We start from the raw sequence: 15,908 nt of genomic DNA on the forward strand, positions 1-15,908 counted from the left end.
CGCCATGAAAAAAGGGCAGCGCCTGGCTGCCCAAAGACCCACTCCCCACGCCGCCCCGGCGCGGGGTTCAGGGAGACATCGTCGCGTTAAAGAGCTTGCCGCCGATTTTCACGTTCTTCAGCACCAGCCCCTTCACGTTGTGCAGGTAGACCGGCTGCGCCGCATTCACCGGCGTACCGAAGTCGCAGTCGCTGATCGTCACGTTGCTGACCGGGAGCACCTGCGGCGTGCCGGCGCCGTTGTAGTTGGCCGCCACCGGTCCCATGATCACGATCGGCTGGTAGCACGAGAAGCGTCCCTGCGGTGTCTGCACGTCGCCCACGGTGACGCGCGAGATGTGCACGTTGGTGACCACGGGCGGGCGCGTGCGCACGGCATCGTTGGCGGCGTCATAGTCGCAGTCGAAGGTGATGATGCCGCCGGCGCCGGTAGCGATCTGCCCGGCCGGCATGCCCGGTCCCGGCTGCGCTTTATAGAAGGCGGGCGTGGTGCGGATGCCGTTCGGGATGCTGATGTCGCGCACGTAGAAGTTGCGCAGGAAGCCGCCGCGGTTCATGTTGGTCTTCAGGCGGATCGCGATGTTCAGCGGATCGGTGCGCCAGTTCAGGTTTTCGAACACCAGCTTCTGGGCGTACACGTTCTGGATCCCGCCCGACATGATGCTGCCCAGCGTCAGCGCGCCATGGCCGCTCTGCATGCGGCAGTGCTGGACCACGACGTTCTGGCACGGGCCGAACTGGGTGTCGGTGCCCTTGCCGGCATCGATCGCGATGCAGTCGTCGCCGGTGTTGAACTGGCAGCCTTCGACCAGCACCCCGTTGCACGACTCCGGATCGAAGCCGTCGTTGTTCGGCCCCAGGCTGTTGGCATGGATGCCTTTCGCATGCAGGTTGCGGCAGTCGACCGGATTGTGCTGCCAGAACGGCGTGTTGACCGTCTGGTAGCCGGCCACCAGCACGTTGGTGCAGCTGATGAACTGCACCATGTTCGGGCGCAGGAAGTGGCCGATGCCGAAGATGCGCTTCGTCGCCGGCACGCGCGCCTCGGACAGCGAGCGCAGGAAGTGCGGGTCGCGCTGCAGCCAGCCTTCCGGGCCCTGCAGCTTTTTCGCCTCCGCCGGCGACAGGTGCGGCGCGATGCCGGCCAGCGTGGGCGGATTGAGCGGGTTGACGGCGCGCTCGCTCTGGCCCAGCGCCGGGTCGTGCGGCACGCCTTCGGCATTCGCCGGCGCGCGGCCCTTCCACGACCACCAGCAATCGGTGCCGCCTTCGAAGGGCACGCCGCCCTGGCCGTCGAGAATGGAAGTCCAGTCTTCGCCGGTCAGCGCGATATTGTCCTGGCCGTGGGCATACACCATCGACGAATAGTTGAGGCAATCGTTGCCCTCCCAGCGCGTCAGCGTCAGCTTGCCGTTCTTGCCGCAATCGTGCTCGCCGTACTTCGCATAATCGAGCGGGTTGTTGCTGAAGTAGACGTGGGCGCCGGCGGCCAGGTGCACGTTGACGTTCGAGCGCAGCACGATCGGACCGGCGCACAGCCAGTTCCCGGCCGGGATCAGCACGCGCCCGCCGCCGGCCCGGTGGCAGGCCGCGATCGCCGCGGCAATCGCCGGGTAGCAGTCGGTCGCGCCGGCGGCCGGGGTGTGCATGTGCGCCCTGGCTTTGAGCGACACCCAGGCATGCACGGGTTTTACTTCGCACGGCCGCGCGCCATAGGCGGTGACCACGAAATCCTCCTTGCGGAACCTCAAAGGCTGCGCGAAGCGGTCGATGATCGCCTGCGCCTGGTCCCACGGATCGGGTGCAGCCGCCAGCAGGCTGGCCGGGTGGATGCCCGCCAGCGCCAGGCTGGAGCCGCCGACGGTTTTCATGAAGCGGCGGCGGCCGGTGGTGACCTCTGTTCGTTTGGCGGGCATGCTGTCTCCTTTGTTGTAATCGGCCGCAGGATCAAGCGGCCAATGTGGTCGTAACGAGCTTGCCGCCGGCACGCACGCGCGTCAATGTCACACGCTGCGCATTGTGGACGGCCCAGGGCATGGCGCTGCGCGGCGTGCCGAAGTCGCAGTCGGTGAGGGTGATGTCGACGATCGGCAGGATCGGCGTGCCGGCGGTGCCGTTAAAACTCGAGGCGACGGGCCCGAGCAGCACCAGCGCCTGGTAGCACGAGAATTCGCCTTCCGGCGTCTTTACGTTCCCGACCCGCAGCCGCGTGATGTGCACGTCGGACACCGCGGGTGGACGCGTGCGCACGCTGTCGTGTTTCACCGCATAGTCGCAGTCGAAGGTGATGACGGCGCCGCCGCCGGCCGACAGCGTATTCGGCGCCACCGGCGAGCCGGGCAGCGGTTTGTAGAAGCCGGGGCGGGTCTGCACGCCGTTCGGGATCGACACGTCGCGCACGTAAAAATGGCGCAGGAAGCCGCCGCGGTTCATGTTGGTTTTCAGGCGGATCGCGGTGCTGAGCGGATCGGTGGCCCAGTGGCTGTTGCGGAACTCGATGTGCTGCGCATACACGTGCTCGATCCCGGCCGCCATCTCGCTGCCGAGGGTGATGCCGCCATGGCCACTGTTCATGACGCAGTGCTCGATCAGCACGTTGCGGGTCGGCCCCTTGCCGGTATCGCGCGCCTTGCCGGCCTTGATCGCGATGCAGTCGTCGCCGGTGTTGAAGGTGCAGCCTTCGACCAGCACGGTGTCGCAGCACTCGGGGTCGAAGCCGTCGCTGTTCGGGCCGAGACTATCCATGTTGACGCGGCTGATGTGGACGTTGCGGCAGTCGAACGGATTGTGCTGCCAGAACGGCGCATCGTTGAGCTGGTAGCCCTGCATCAGCACGTCGGTGCAGCCGATGAACTGGACCATGCACGGGCGCAGCGTGTGGCCGATGCCGAACACGCGCTGCGCGAGCGGCACGCCCGCTTCCGACAGCGTCGGCGGGTAGCGGTGGTCGGCGCGCCAGGTGGCGTCGTCGCCTTCGATCAGCGCACGCTCGGCCGCCGACAGGTGCGGCGCCACGGCCGTCAGCGAGACGGGGTTGGCCGGGTTGATCGCGCCGGCGCTCGGGCCCGGCCGCTTGCTCTTGCCGGCCCAGTCGTGCCAGCAGCGCCCGCCCGCTTCGTAGGGCACGCTGCCCTGGCCGTTCAGGATGCTGGTCCAGTCGGCGCCGGTGAGGGCGATGTTGGACTGGTTGCGCGCATACACCATCGGCGAAAAATTCAGGACGTCGTTGCCTTGCCAGCGCGACTGCACCAGTTTGCCGTACGCGCCGCAGTCGACGTCGCCATACAGCGCGAAATGCGCCGGATTCGGGCTGAAATACAGCTGGGCGCCGGCGGCCAGGTGCACGTGCACGTTCGACAGCAGCACCATCGGTCCGGCGCAATACCAGCTGCCGGCCGGGATCAGCACGCGCCCGCCGCCGGCGCGGTGGCAGGCGGCAATCGCATCGCGCAGCGCCGGGTAGCAGTCGTGCGAGGCGGGTGCGGGCGTCATGCGGGCCGTGTCGCGCGCGACCACCCGGCACGGCTGCGCGCCGTAAGCGGTGATGACGAAATCCTCGTCGCGAAACGCCAGCGGCGTCGCGAAGCGCGCCTTGATCCGGGTGGCGCGCTGCCACGGATCGGCGGCCGCAACCGGCGCCGCCGGCAGGGCGCATCCGGTGCCGGTCAACAGGACGCCGGCGGCGGAGACGCCGCGCAGCACGGCGCGGCGCCGGTGATCGATGATTGTGCTCATGCAGCCTCTGCGAAAAAACAGCCGGGTTCGAAGTGGGAAGATTCTGCATGCGATGGCGGCGCCGGGCAATTGCGAAAATCGCCAAGCGGCGATCCGTTTTCGCGTAGCGGCGGGATGTACGTATTGACGAACGCCTGGCCGTATTTCGAGAATCACCACGCGCGTGTGCGAAAACCACCAGCGGCGCGCCAGGTGCTTTACTTCGGCAACGGGCCTCGCTACGATCGCCTGCAAACAACGAGGAGGCAAGAATGTCGAAGAAGACCTGGATGGCGGCCGTGCTGGCCGTGGCATTCGGTGGACACCATGGCGCGGACGCGTGCGCGGCTGCTGTCGAACAGCGGACCGCGGTAGTGATGCCAGCGTCAGCGTCCGCGCCGCTCTTGCAGCAAGCCGGCAATCCGATCAATGGCGAACTGGCCGGCTACAAGCGCCTGCTCGGCAGGCATGCCGACCGCGCCGCGGCGCTCGCCGCCGACACCGCGCTGGCCGACAACATCGTCTCGTGGCAGATGCCGCACGGCGGCTTCTATAAACTCACCGCCTGGTACGCGGCGCCATGGAACGGCAGCGCGCCACGTTCGGGCTGGTTCGGCAACGGCGTCGAACTGGGCACCATCGACAACAATGCGACGGTCACCGAGATCCTGGTGCTGGCCGACGTGTACGCGCGCAGCGGCAAGACCGCTTACCGCGACAGCGCGCGCAAGGCGCTGGACTTCGTGCTGAACATGCAGCACCCCTCGGGCGGCTTTCCGCAGGTGTATCCGTCGCGCGGACCGAAGAGTTATTCGAACCACGTCACCTTCAACGACGACGCCATGGTGCGCGCCTTGCTGCTGCTCGACCAGGCCGCACGCGAGGAGGCGCCGCTGGGCGGCGATGTGTTCACCGACGCGCAGCGCGCGCGCCTCGATGGTGCGCTCGAGCGCGCGGTCGACTTCATCCTCAAGGCGCAGATCGTGCAGGACGGCGTCAAGACCGTCTGGTGCGCCCAGCACGACGCGGTGACCTATGCGCCGGTCACGGGGCGGTCCTACGAACTGCCGTCCAAGAGCGGCGCGGAATCGGCGCGCATCGTCGAGTTCCTGATGACGCGTCCGCAAACGCCGCAGGTGGCCGCGGCGGTGAAGGCCGCCCTGGCCTGGTACCGCCGCAGCGCGGTGCAGCTGAAGGACACCGCGTTCGACCCGCGCATGACACGCGCAGCCGGCATCTCGCCTTTCGTGCCCAGCCCCGGCACCACGACCTGGTACCGCTTCTACGACCTCGCCACCGACACCGGCTTCTTCAGCGGCCGCCTGCCGACCGATAATCCCCCGGGCGTCGGCAAGCAGTACGACATCATGAAGATCGGGGCGGAAAGCCGCTACACCTACCAGTGGGGCGGGTCGTATGGCACGCCGTTGCTGGCGTATGCGGAGCAGGTCGGCTATTGATTTCGTTGCCTCCGGGCCGCGCTCTGCGTTTCGATACTCATATCGCGCACCGCGTGGGCTCGAGAGCCCACCCTACAGACTGTTGACTGCAAACTGCCCAATGCCATTCAGGGTAACAACCGATAGCTTGCCCCGGTAACGTAACCGAATGCTGGTCCCCGGCTTGCCCTCGATCCGCACGCGCGCCAGCCGGCCGTCGCGCCACTCCAGGTCGAGGCTCAGCGCCCCCCGTGCGCGGATACCCTTGACGCTGCCCGTACCCCAAGCCGCCGGCAGCGCCGGCAGCAGCAGCACTTCGCCGCCCCACGACTGCAGCAGCATCTCCATGATGCCGGCCGCGCCGCCGAAGTTGCCGTCGATCTGGAACGGCGGGTGGGCGTCGAACATGTTCGGGTAGGTGCGCATCGGTCCCGTGAGTCCCTTGAGCACCGAATACGCATGCTCGCCGTCGCCCATGCGCGCCCACAGGCACAGGCGCCAGGCGGTGCCCCAGCCGGTGGCGAAGTCGCCGCGCCGTACCAGCGCGGTGCGCGCCGCGCGCACCAGATCCGGCGTGTCGCGCAGGTTCGCCTGGCTGCTCGGATAGACCGCATACAGGTGCGAGACGTGGCGATGATGCGGGTCGGGCGCGCCCGCGTCCCAGTCTTCCAGCCATTCCTGCAACTGGCCGCCGGCGCCGATCCGGTCCGGCGCCAGCCGCGCCCGCGTGGCGGTGACCTGCTCCAAGAGCACAGGGTCCTGCCCCAGCAGGCGGCCCGCCGTCACGGTGTGGGCGAACAGGTCGCGCACGATCTGGCGGTCCATGGCCGGCCCGGCGGCCAGCGAAGAGCCGAAGCCGTGGCTGTTTTCCGGTGACAGCGAGGGCGAGGTGACCAGGCCGCGTCCCTGCGGGTCCTCGACCAGGGTGCCGAGGAAGAACAGGGCGGCGCCGCGCAGCAGCGGATACAGGCGGCGCAGGGTGGCCTCATCGCGGCTGTAGTCGTAGTGGTCCCACAGGGTGTTGCACAGCCAGGCCCCGCCGCAGGGCCACATGCCGTATCTGGCGCCGTCGATCGGCGCGGCTGCGCGCCACAGGTCGGTGTTGTGGTGGGCCACCCAGCCGCGCGCGCCGTACATCGTGCGCGCGGTGAGCGCGCCGGTCTGCGCCAGTTCCTCGACCATGCGCAGCAGCGGCTCCACGCACTCGCCCAGCCCGGCCGCATCGGCCGGCCAGTAGTTCATTTGCGTGTTGATGTTGATGGTGTACTTGCCGCCCCAGGGCGGATTGGTGCTCTCGTTCCAGATGCCTTGCAGGTTGGCCGGCTGGCTGCCGCGCCGCGACGAGGCGATCAGCAGGTAGCGCCCGTATTGCAGGTAGAGCGCATCGAGCGCCGGGTCGGCCAGCTTGCCGACGGCGGCGATGCGCTCGTCGGTCGGCAGCGCCGCGGCGGCCGTGCTGCCCAGGTCGACCGACATGGTCGAGAACAGGCGCGCATGCTCGCGCACGTGGTCGCGCTTCAGCGCCGCATAGGATTTGGCGGCGGCGCGCGCCGTCTGCGCGCGCACGATCGCCACCGGATCGCCGCTGACGTCGCGGTAATTGACGTAGCTTGTCGACGCGGCGATCAGCAGCGTCGCAGTACTCGATCCTTGCAGGCGCAGGCGGCCGTCCACGATGGCGAGGCGCCCGGCACCGACCACCTGCACGCGCAACGCGTAGCGCAGGCCGGCCTCGATGCCGTGCATGGCTTCGTTGCGGCCGGTGATCAGGAGCGCGTCCGGTCCGTCGGCCACGACCTGCGCATCGGCGGGAATGATGCCGGCTTCCTCGCGCCGCAGCCAGTCGGGCGGTCCGGCTGTCGCCAGGTCGGTGGCCAGGCCAGGGTCGTTCGAGGCCGCGTACTTGACCTTGCGCGGCGCGCGCCAGGCCAGTTCGAACCCGAGTTGACCCGGCGGCGCCCGCAGGTGCAGGACGACCACCTGGTCGGGCGCGGAGACGAAGCATTCGCGCCGGAAGGCGCCCAGCGGCGTGCGGTAGCGCGTCTGCGTGATCGCGCTTGCCAGGTCGAGCGAACGTTCGTACTCGGCGGGCGCCTGCGCGCCATCCATCGTCAGCAGCAGGTCGCCCAGGGTGCCGTAGGACATCTGGCGCACCGGCTTGGCCATCATGTCGGCGTTGGCCAGCGTGGTGGCTTCGGCGTACTTGCCTTGCGCGAGCAGGGCGCGCGCACGCGGCAGGGCGGCCAGCGCATCCGGATTGTCGGGCGTGTAGGGCGCGCCGGCCCAGAGCGTGTCTTCGTTCAGCTGCAGGCGTTCCTGCGCCACGCCGCCGAACACCATCGCGCCGAGCCGGCCATTCCCCAGCGGCAGGGCTTCTTCCCAGCGCGCGGCGCCCTGGCGGTACCACAGCAGGTTGCCAGTGCGGGCTGCGGCGCGGCGGCCGGCGGCGCGGGCAGGGAGCATCGAAAGCGCTGCCAATGCGCCCATGCCGAGCATCAGGCTGCGGCGTGTCATGCCGCTCATTGCGGCCGCCAGCCGTCGGCGGCGACCACGATGATGCGCTCGGCGGCCGCAGCGCTCTGCGCCGGCAGCAGCGCTGCGCCGACCAGGGACGCGAGCATGGAAAGGCCTGCTGGCCAACGTGATGGGACAGGGTTCGACATGGGTCTCCTGGAAGGGCTCTGCGGGAATTCTGCGGGCATTTTGCGTCGATCCGAACCGCGCCGCAATTGCGAAATCCGCCAAGGCGGCGTGCGTTTTTTTCGATTGTGGCGGGCCGCGCACCCTTGTGAAAAATCGGGGTGCGGCTTGGTTATTTTCGTAATTGCAGCGCGACAGTACAAGCACGCACAATCGGTTCCGAGGCTGGCCCGCCTGTCTCGATTCACGTCCTATCCCAGCAGCGGGCGAAGCGGATGCGACTGCGCAAGCGGCGGCATCCGTGCAAGGTAAATGAAAAAACCACGATTGCGTGCGCCCCTGCGGCGCGCGCCAATTCGACGAAAACAGCATTCAAAAAAATTGGAGACGGACATGCGAGATATGGCGGGGGCCCCATTGCGGCCCAATCGTTTGAGTTATGCGGTCGCGCTTGCGCTGGCATCGCTGGTGGCAACCAACATGGCGCTGGCGCAGGAGAGCCCGGCCGCCGGCAAGGAAGCCTCGGCGGAGGAATCCGCGATGCAGACCGTGAAGGTGGTAGCCACGCGCGCGTCGCAGCAATCGGGCATCGACCGCAAGAAGAATGCCGCCACCGCGATGGATTCGATCGTGGCCGAAGACGTCGGCTCGCTGCCGGACCGGAACATCGGCGAGGCGATTTCGCGCATGTCCGGCGTTGCGCTCGACCGCGGCGAATACGGCGAAGGCGTCAGCGTGGCGGTGCGCGGCAACTCCGCCGACCTGACCCGCGTCGAACTCGACGGCCAGGGCGTGCAGTCGGCCGGCGGCGCCGACATGGGCGCCACCAGCGGCGCCAGCGGCCGCGCCAGCGAGTTCCGCCAGCTGTCGGCCGACCTGATCAAGTCCGTGGACGTGGTCAAGGGTTCGACCGCCGACATGACCGAAGGCTCGCTCGGCGGCGGCATCATCATCAAGACCCGTACCGGCCTCGATTTCAAGAAGCCCTATGCCTCGCTGCGTGTCGGCGCCTCGCAGGGTTCGCTCGACAAGAAGTGGAAGCCCGACACCAACCTGATCCTGGCCGACAAGTTCCTCGACGGCCGCCTCGGTTTGATCCTGAACGCGTCGAGCACCACGCTCAGCAACGAGTCGCACTCGGTGCAGACCGCGTTCTCGGCGCTGCAGGGTTATTACCGCACCGCCGATTTCGACCATTCGCCGGAGAAGACCTTCACCTTCATGCCCGGCACGCTGAACATGGGCGATTCGAGCGTGAACACGCCGCTGCTGCAAACGCCCTTGAGCGCCGGCGGCACCTTCAACTTCGCCACCCCGCTGGAGATGCTGACCCGTTCCGCCGCCGCCCGGACCAAGGCCGACTGCTACGCCGCCTTCCCGGCGCTCACGCCCGCCCAGGTCAATGCGATGGACTCGGGCGGCCGCGCCAACGCCTACACCCAACGCGGCAACGAACTGACCACCTGCCTGAACCAGTGGAACGACTACACGCCGTCCGGACCACGCTACTTCGTCAAGCGCGAGCTCGACAAGCGCCAGAACCTCGACCTGCGCGCCGACTTCAAGATCACCAATGACTTCAAGGTGTTCGCCAAGGGCAGCTACAACCGGCGCCGGGTCGACATGCACCAGCTGACCTACGCGCTGGGGAACATCACCACCAACCCGGGCATCGTCATCAGCCCGGGTTACGTCGGCCGCGCCTTCGTCGACAACAACGCGCGGGGCGTGCGCGAGGCGGTGCCCGGTTCCGGCTACTACACCTACGACACGCCGACGGTGCGCAACAGCGGCTACCCGTACCCGGGCACGGCGATCAACATCGATCCGGCCTCGGTGGTGGTCGACGACAACCACCACCTGACCAGGTACACGATCAGCGACGGCGCGGCCACCACCGACCAGCTGCGCGACCGCGGCCAGGTGAGCGCGAAATACCTGCAGCTGGGCGGCACCTTCAAGCGCGACGGCTTCAACGCCGACTTCTTCGTCGCCGATGCCCGTTCCGATTTCCGCCGCGCCCAGCGCCGCATCAGCTTCAGCAACTTCTACGGCCCGGCCACGATGGAGGTGCTGCCGAACGGCCTGTGGGGCTACTCGTTCCCGGGGTCGAGCTTCGACCAGGCCGATCCGGCGCAGTACGCACGGCTGTTCCCGGCGGCCTCGAACAGCAACGCGGTGGCGGCGGGACCGCTCAACACGCGCGCGATTCCGGCCTATACGATCGCCCAGCAGCCCCTGCTCACGCCCGGCACCCCGCGTACCGAGGCATTCTGGAACCCGCAGATCCGCGAAACCTTCGAGCAGACCGCCAAGCTCGATCTGAGCTACGCGATGCCCGAAGCGGTGCCCTTCCTGTCGCGCGTGAAAGCCGGTTTCAACCTGCGCAAGAACGGCCTGGACAACTGGAATCCGGGCGACGGCAACAGCGCCGGCATCATCCGCCAGGCGGCGGTGGGCACCTTTGGCCAGCCCGGCTACCAGGCGCCGATCATCATTCCGACCCCGATCGCGCGCACCCTGGTGCAGGGTTGCGAGAACACCCCGGGTTCCCTCGGGCCGGGCGGCAAGGCCTGCGAATACGGCTATGTGATCAGTCCCGATCCGCGCCTGGCCAACAACGGCACCGTCACGCTCAACGCCCAGCAGTGGCAAAACCTGATCGCGGCAGGGCTGAGCGGGCAGGCCACCGCGACCCGCTTCTTCAACGGCGCCAAGGGCCGTCCCGACGGACTGCTGGAGAACTGGACCCAGCTCGACGTCGACAAGCTGTTCGAACTCGTCAACGCACGCAATACCAATTACGACTGCGTCAAGGAGTGCGTCGGCAACGACGGCAAGCTGTACGCCCAGCCGAAGCAGGAATTGCGCGAGCGCTCCGATGCGTTCTACCTGATGGGCGATTTTTCGGTCGACCGCTTCCCGTTCACCAGCCGCGCGCTGCCCTTCGGCCTGACCATCGACGGCAATGCCGGCGTGCGCTACGTGCGTACCCGGGTCAGCGGCAGCGGCCTGATGACGCTGGTCTCGATCGCCAAGACCGCCGACTTTGATCCGGCTGTTCCAAACGCGGTGGGCGGCACGGTGACCAACACCTTCGTGCAGAACACCGCCGTCAACGCCAGGGCCCACGACTTTTTGCCAAGCCTGAACCTGGCCGCCTGGCTGATGCCCGACCAGCTGGTGCTGCGCTACAGCGGCGCCAAGACGGTGGCGCGCCCGCCGGTGGCGAACCTGCTGCCGTCGGGTACCTGCACCTACGACGAGCGCACCGCGGACGGCGACCAGCCGGGCGCGCAGCGCTGCTCGGGCACGCTCGGCAATCCGGCCCTGCAGGCGCAGAAGAACTTCAACCAGAACCTCAGCGTCGAGTACTACCCGAACCGCGACACCATGCTGACGGCGGCCGTGTTCAAGCAGCGCGGCAAGATCGGGCCGGGCGTCAGCCAGGGCGTGAACAACCTCCCGCTGTTCGCCGGTTCGAGCCTGATCGATCCGGCCACCGGGGTCGACCTGGGCGCGCTGCCGTTCGACTACTCGATGTGGGTGAACGGCGCCGCCACCACCCGCAAGGGCCTGGAACTGGGCGCCAAGACCGCCTTCACCTTCCTGCCATGGCGCCTGCGCTTTACCGGCTTCGACGCAAATGCGACCAAGCTGCGTTCGGTGATGACGACCCAGAACGCGGTCGACCTGCTGACCGGGGTGCCGCTGCCGCCGCAGCGCGAGTCGAAGTATTCGTACAACCTCGCGCTGTGGTACGACGACGGACGCCTGTCGGGACGGGTGGCGGTGCAGGCGGTCGCTTCGTCGTTCAGCTGCATCGCCGGCTGCACCCAGCAGGGGGCGATCCAGAACTACCCGGCCGTGGGCGTGCAGCTGACGCGCTTCCCCTACAACCCGGGCTCGCCGAACTTCCGCGACACCACCCGCTTCATCGACGCCAAGCTGGCCTACAAGCTGATGCCGAACCTGGAAGTCTTCGTCGAGGGCCGCAACCTGGGCAACGCCACCACGACCAACAGCCAGGGCAGCTTCGCGCCCTTCGCCGACGGCACGCCCAACATCCTGGACTATGCCTATTCGGGACGCCGCATCATGGTGGGCATGAACTTGCGCACGATGTAAGGGGGATCAGCGCGGCCGGAACATGCGGAACAGCTGTTCCGGCCCCACCGTGAAGTAATCGGCCGGCCCGCCTGCGCGCAGGATATGGCCGGCGCCGGCGGTGTCGTAGATGCCGTCTTTCAGCGACGCGGCGGCGATGTGGACGCCCATCACCTCGCCCAGCACCAGCCAGGTCTCGACGCTGTCGCCGTTCGTGCGCTGCAGCTGGACCACCTGGGTCACCTTGCACTCGAAGGCGACCGGGCTTTCGGCCACGCGCGGCGTCCCGATCAACCGTGACGGCGCCGTCGTCAAGCCGGCGAGGGCGAATTCATCGACCTCCGGCGCCACGGCCGCGCAGGTCTGGTTCATCGCTTCGGCCAGCGGCCGGGTCGCCAGGTTCCACACGAATTCCCCCGTCTCCTGCACGTTGCGCAGCGTGTCCTTGGCGCCGATGCTGGCAAAGCCGACGATCGGCGGCACGTAGTTGAAAGCGTTGAAAAAACTGTAGGGCGCCAGGTTCAGCGCCCCGGCGGCGCTGCACGAGGAGATCCAGCCGATCGGGCGCGGTCCGACGATGGCGTTGAAAGGATCGTGGGGCAGGCCGTGGCCGTTGCGCGGTTCGTAGAAGTGGATCGACATGGGGCGGTAGCAAGCGGTTGCAGGCGCTGGAGAAACGCTCAGGATAGCAGGATTGGCGGCCGGGGCCGGCCGGCGCCGGTAGCCGTACTCGGTGAAGTACCGAACGGAGGCATCGCGCGGGCACGTATCGTCCGGGTTCCATCCACCCGGGAGCACCGCCATGGCAAGCGACTTCGACCGTACCGACAACCAGCACCGTCCGCCGCTCGGTGCGGCCACGGCCGCGGGTACCAGGCCGCTGATCGTGACGCCTACTTTTGTGAGCCGCGTGGACGACACGGCGCGCGGCGAGCGTCCGCAGGATGCCGGTGCTTCGAAGAGCCGGCACGGCCACGAAGTGCATTTGCCGAACCGGCGCCCGCACGCGCTGGCGCTGGAGGGCAATCCGAACCTCGCATTCGAGCACTGGGACGAATACTGGCGCAAGGTGCATGGGCCGAAGTTCGCCTGCGGCGAACCGGGCAGCTCGTCGGCGGACGTGCTGCGCTACGACCACGTACACCGCATCGCCTCCGGCCCGTCCTCGTCCTTCCCGCCGCCGTACCGCGCGATGGTCGGCGACAATGGGAGGCTGCCGGCCGATCCCGAAAAGCACGTGCCGCCCTGCGCGCGGCCGCGCTGGGACGGCTTCGCCTATATCGCCTATGCGGAACTGAACATGATCGGGCTGAATGCCGTCTCGCAGGTGCACCTGACCAAGCGCCTGCTGCCCGACATGGTGGCGCAGGGCGCCGGCAAGCTGCTGTACACGGCGTCGATTTCGGGCACCATGCCGACGCCCTACGAGTCGGTGTATGGCGCCACCAAAGCCTTCCTGATTTCGTTTGCCGAAGCGGTGAAATCCGAAGTCAAGGACAGCGGCGTGACCATCACCCTGCTGCTGCCTGGCCAGGTCGACACGCCGTTCTGGCACCGCGCCGGCATGGATACCAACAAGCTCGGCCTGGGCGAAAAGGCGGCGCCGAGCAAGGTCGCGCACGAAGGCTACGAGGCCCTGAAAGCCTGCAAGGACCGGGTCGTGGCCGGCATGACGAGCAGTAAACTGATCGGCAATGTCGTCAACAACCTGATGCCGGACACGCTCAAGGCCGACCTGCACGCGGCCGATGCCGAGCCCGGATCGGGCTTGAAGGATTGACGACGTTCAGCCCGGACGCGCTCCGGCGCAGAAAACGGCAGGGACCGTGTAGGATACGCCTGCTGTTTTCACCGTGGAGCTGATTTGAAACCGAATTTAAGACGCGTCCTGTTATCGAGCCTGGCGCTGGCCTGCGTCCTTGGCATCACTGCCTGCGCCTACGTCGTGCCTTCGCTCGGCCAACTGCCCGAACCCGGACGGCTGCAAAACGCGCCGCAGTACCGCGACGGCGCCTTCCGCAACGAGGTCGCCTCGCCGCCACGCCCTGGTGGGATCGGCATGGCGTGGCGCATGCTGCGCGGGCGCTTCGAGCCACGCGACCCGCGTACGGCGCCGGATGTGGCGCTGCCCGCCGTCAAAACGGACCTGGCCGCGCTGCCGCGCGAGCAGGACATCGTGGTCTGGCTCGGGCACTCGTCGTACTTCGTGCAGGTGGGCGGCAAGCGCCTGCTGATTGATCCGGTCTTCAGCGGCTACGCCGCGCCCCTGCCATGGATGGTGCGCGCCTACGAAGGCACCAGCCCTTTCGCGATCGACGACCTGCCCGAGATCGACGCCGTCCTGATCACCCACGACCACTACGACCATCTCGACTACAAGACGATGCGGGCGCTCGAACCGAAGACGCGGCTGGTCATCGCCGGGCTCGGGAATGGCGCCCACCTGCGGCATTGGGGCTACGGCCCGGAGAAGATTCGCGAAATGAGCTGGCACGGCAGCGTCGAGCTCGATCCCGGCCTGCGGGTACACGTGCTGCCGGCCCAGCATTACTCGGGCCGCTTCATGCAGCGCAACCAGAGCCTGTGGGCCAGCTATGCGCTCGAGACGGCCGGGCGGCGCCTGTACTTCAGCGGCGACACCGGTTTCGGCCCGCATTTCGCCGCCATCGGCAAGCGCTTCGAACGCTTCGATTTCGTCGCGATGGACGGCGGCCAGTACAACGCCAAGTGGGCCGACATCCACATGACGCCGGAAGAAGCATCTCGCGCGGCCGAGATCCTGGGCGCGGAAGCACTCCTGAGCGGCCATGCCGGTCGCTTCACCCTGGCGCGCCATGCCTGGGACGAGCCGTTCGAGCGCGCGGTTGCGGCGAGCAAGGGCAAGCCTTACCGGCTGGTGACGCCGCGGATCGGCGAGCCGGTAGTGCTGGGCGATCGACGGCAGCAGTTTACGCAGTGGTGGCGAGGGCTCGAATAAGCGTTTAGTGGAGGACGCATGGACAACCGTAATTCAGTCATGACAGCGCGTCATGCCAGCGATGGCGCGGACATCGTCGTCCACGACCGCGCACGCACCGCCGCGCTGCTCGATTTCGCCGACCTGGTCGACGCGGTCGGCACGGCCGCAACGGAACTCGAGGCCGGCGCCATCCTCAGCCCCGAGCGCCTGGTGCTGCCGCTGGGCGGGGGTGCGGTCATGCTCAGCATGCCCGCGGCGGCGCAGGACATCGCCATCCACAAGCTGGTCAACGTCCACCCCGACAATGCGCGCCATGGCCTGCCGACCATCCACGGCGCCGTCACCGTCTGCGATGCCGCCACCGGCCAGGTCAGGTGCGTGCTCGACGGCCCGGAAGTGACCGGCCGCCGCACCGCTGCCGTGACCCTGCTGGCGATGCGCCATCTGCTGGCGCGTGCGCCGGCGCATATCCTGGTCATCGGCACCGGCACGCAGGCGCGCTATCACGTGCAGGCCTTCCAGGCGCTGTATCCCCAGGCGCAGGTCTGGGTGCAAGGCCGGACGATGGAATCTGCCATGCGCTTTTGCGAGGCCAACCAACCGCTGCACGATCGCCTGCGCCCGCGCGAGGCCACGGCCCCCGGCATGGACGTGGTGGTGACGCTGACGACCAGCACCGACCCGGTCTACGACGAAGCACCGCGCGCCGGACGGCTGGTGGTTGGCGTCGGCGCCTTCAAGCCGGCGATGGCGGAACTGGGCGCGCTGACCCTGGGCGGCAGCGACATCCACGCCGACGATCCTGCCGGCGCCCGCCACGAAGCCGGCGACCTGCTGCGCGCCGGCGTCGACTGGTCGCGCGTGGTTCCTCTGGGCGCGCTGCTGCGCGGGCCGGTCGACCTGGCGCGGCCAAGGGTGTTCAAGAGTGTCGGCACCGCGGCGTGGGATCTGGCAGCCGCGCGGGTGGCACTGCGGCGTCTGGCGCTGGTCAGTTAAGCCGCGCTCCCTTTCGAGACCGATGCACAGACCCGTATGGGGTCGTCAAGGCCA

At 68.0% G+C, this 15,908-nt stretch carries 9 protein-coding genes; 5 read left to right on the plus strand and 4 right to left on the minus strand.

What is annotated here, in order from left to right:
• Positions 1-67: 67 nt before the first annotated feature.
• The gene (locus AC56LG_RS16075) at positions 68-1,915 is read right to left on the minus strand and encodes a glycoside hydrolase family 28 protein (protein WP_497167069.1); all 1,848 of its coding nucleotides are present in this window, start codon (positions 1,913-1,915) and stop codon (positions 68-70) included.
• A gap of 31 nt (positions 1,916-1,946) precedes the next feature.
• Positions 1,947-3,734, minus strand: a complete 1,788-nt coding sequence (locus AC56LG_RS16080; RefSeq protein WP_497167070.1) for a glycoside hydrolase family 28 protein — start codon at positions 3,732-3,734, stop codon at positions 1,947-1,949.
• Between the two features lie 251 nt (positions 3,735-3,985).
• Between AC56LG_RS16080 and pelA the strand changes: the two genes are divergently transcribed.
• Positions 3,986-5,173 (plus strand): pectate lyase, encoded by a 1,188-nt coding sequence (pelA, locus tag AC56LG_RS16085; protein WP_497167071.1) that lies wholly within the window; start codon positions 3,986-3,988, stop codon positions 5,171-5,173.
• A 72-nt stretch (positions 5,174-5,245) separates the two neighbouring features.
• Here pelA and AC56LG_RS16090 read toward each other — a convergent pair whose 3' ends face one another.
• Positions 5,246-7,675: a glycoside hydrolase family 95 protein gene (locus tag AC56LG_RS16090; protein WP_497167072.1), complete on the minus strand. Its 2,430-nt coding sequence runs from the start codon at positions 7,673-7,675 to the stop codon at positions 5,246-5,248.
• Between the two features lie 510 nt (positions 7,676-8,185).
• On the opposite strand from AC56LG_RS16090, the gene AC56LG_RS16095 reads away from it, so the two are divergent.
• A complete protein-coding gene (locus AC56LG_RS16095; RefSeq protein WP_497167073.1) occupies positions 8,186-11,920 on the plus strand; it encodes a TonB-dependent receptor plug domain-containing protein in 3,735 nt (1,244 codons plus the stop codon).
• 6 nt (positions 11,921-11,926) lie between these two features.
• Here AC56LG_RS16095 and AC56LG_RS16100 read toward each other — a convergent pair whose 3' ends face one another.
• Positions 11,927-12,541 carry a flavin reductase family protein gene (locus tag AC56LG_RS16100; RefSeq protein WP_497167074.1) on the minus strand — a complete coding sequence of 205 codons (615 nt, stop codon included), beginning with the start codon at positions 12,539-12,541 and terminating at the stop codon, positions 11,927-11,929.
• A 160-nt stretch (positions 12,542-12,701) separates the two neighbouring features.
• On the opposite strand from AC56LG_RS16100, the gene AC56LG_RS16105 reads away from it, so the two are divergent.
• The 3 genes from AC56LG_RS16105 (at position 12,702) to lhpI (ending at position 15,854) form a co-directional block, all read left to right on the plus strand.
• Positions 12,702-13,679: an SDR family NAD(P)-dependent oxidoreductase gene (locus AC56LG_RS16105; RefSeq protein WP_497167075.1), complete on the plus strand. Its 978-nt coding sequence runs from the start codon at positions 12,702-12,704 to the stop codon at positions 13,677-13,679.
• Between the two features lie 84 nt (positions 13,680-13,763).
• Positions 13,764-14,876 (plus strand): MBL fold metallo-hydrolase, encoded by a 1,113-nt coding sequence (locus tag AC56LG_RS16110; protein WP_497167076.1) that lies wholly within the window; start codon positions 13,764-13,766, stop codon positions 14,874-14,876.
• 39 nt (positions 14,877-14,915) lie between these two features.
• Positions 14,916-15,854, plus strand: a complete 939-nt coding sequence (gene lhpI, locus AC56LG_RS16115; RefSeq protein WP_497167077.1) for a bifunctional Delta(1)-pyrroline-2-carboxylate/Delta(1)-piperideine-2-carboxylate reductase — start codon at positions 14,916-14,918, stop codon at positions 15,852-15,854.
• The last annotated feature ends 54 nt before the right edge of the window (positions 15,855-15,908 follow it).

Source organism: Telluria sp. ZB2R32 (genome assembly GCF_059685715.1).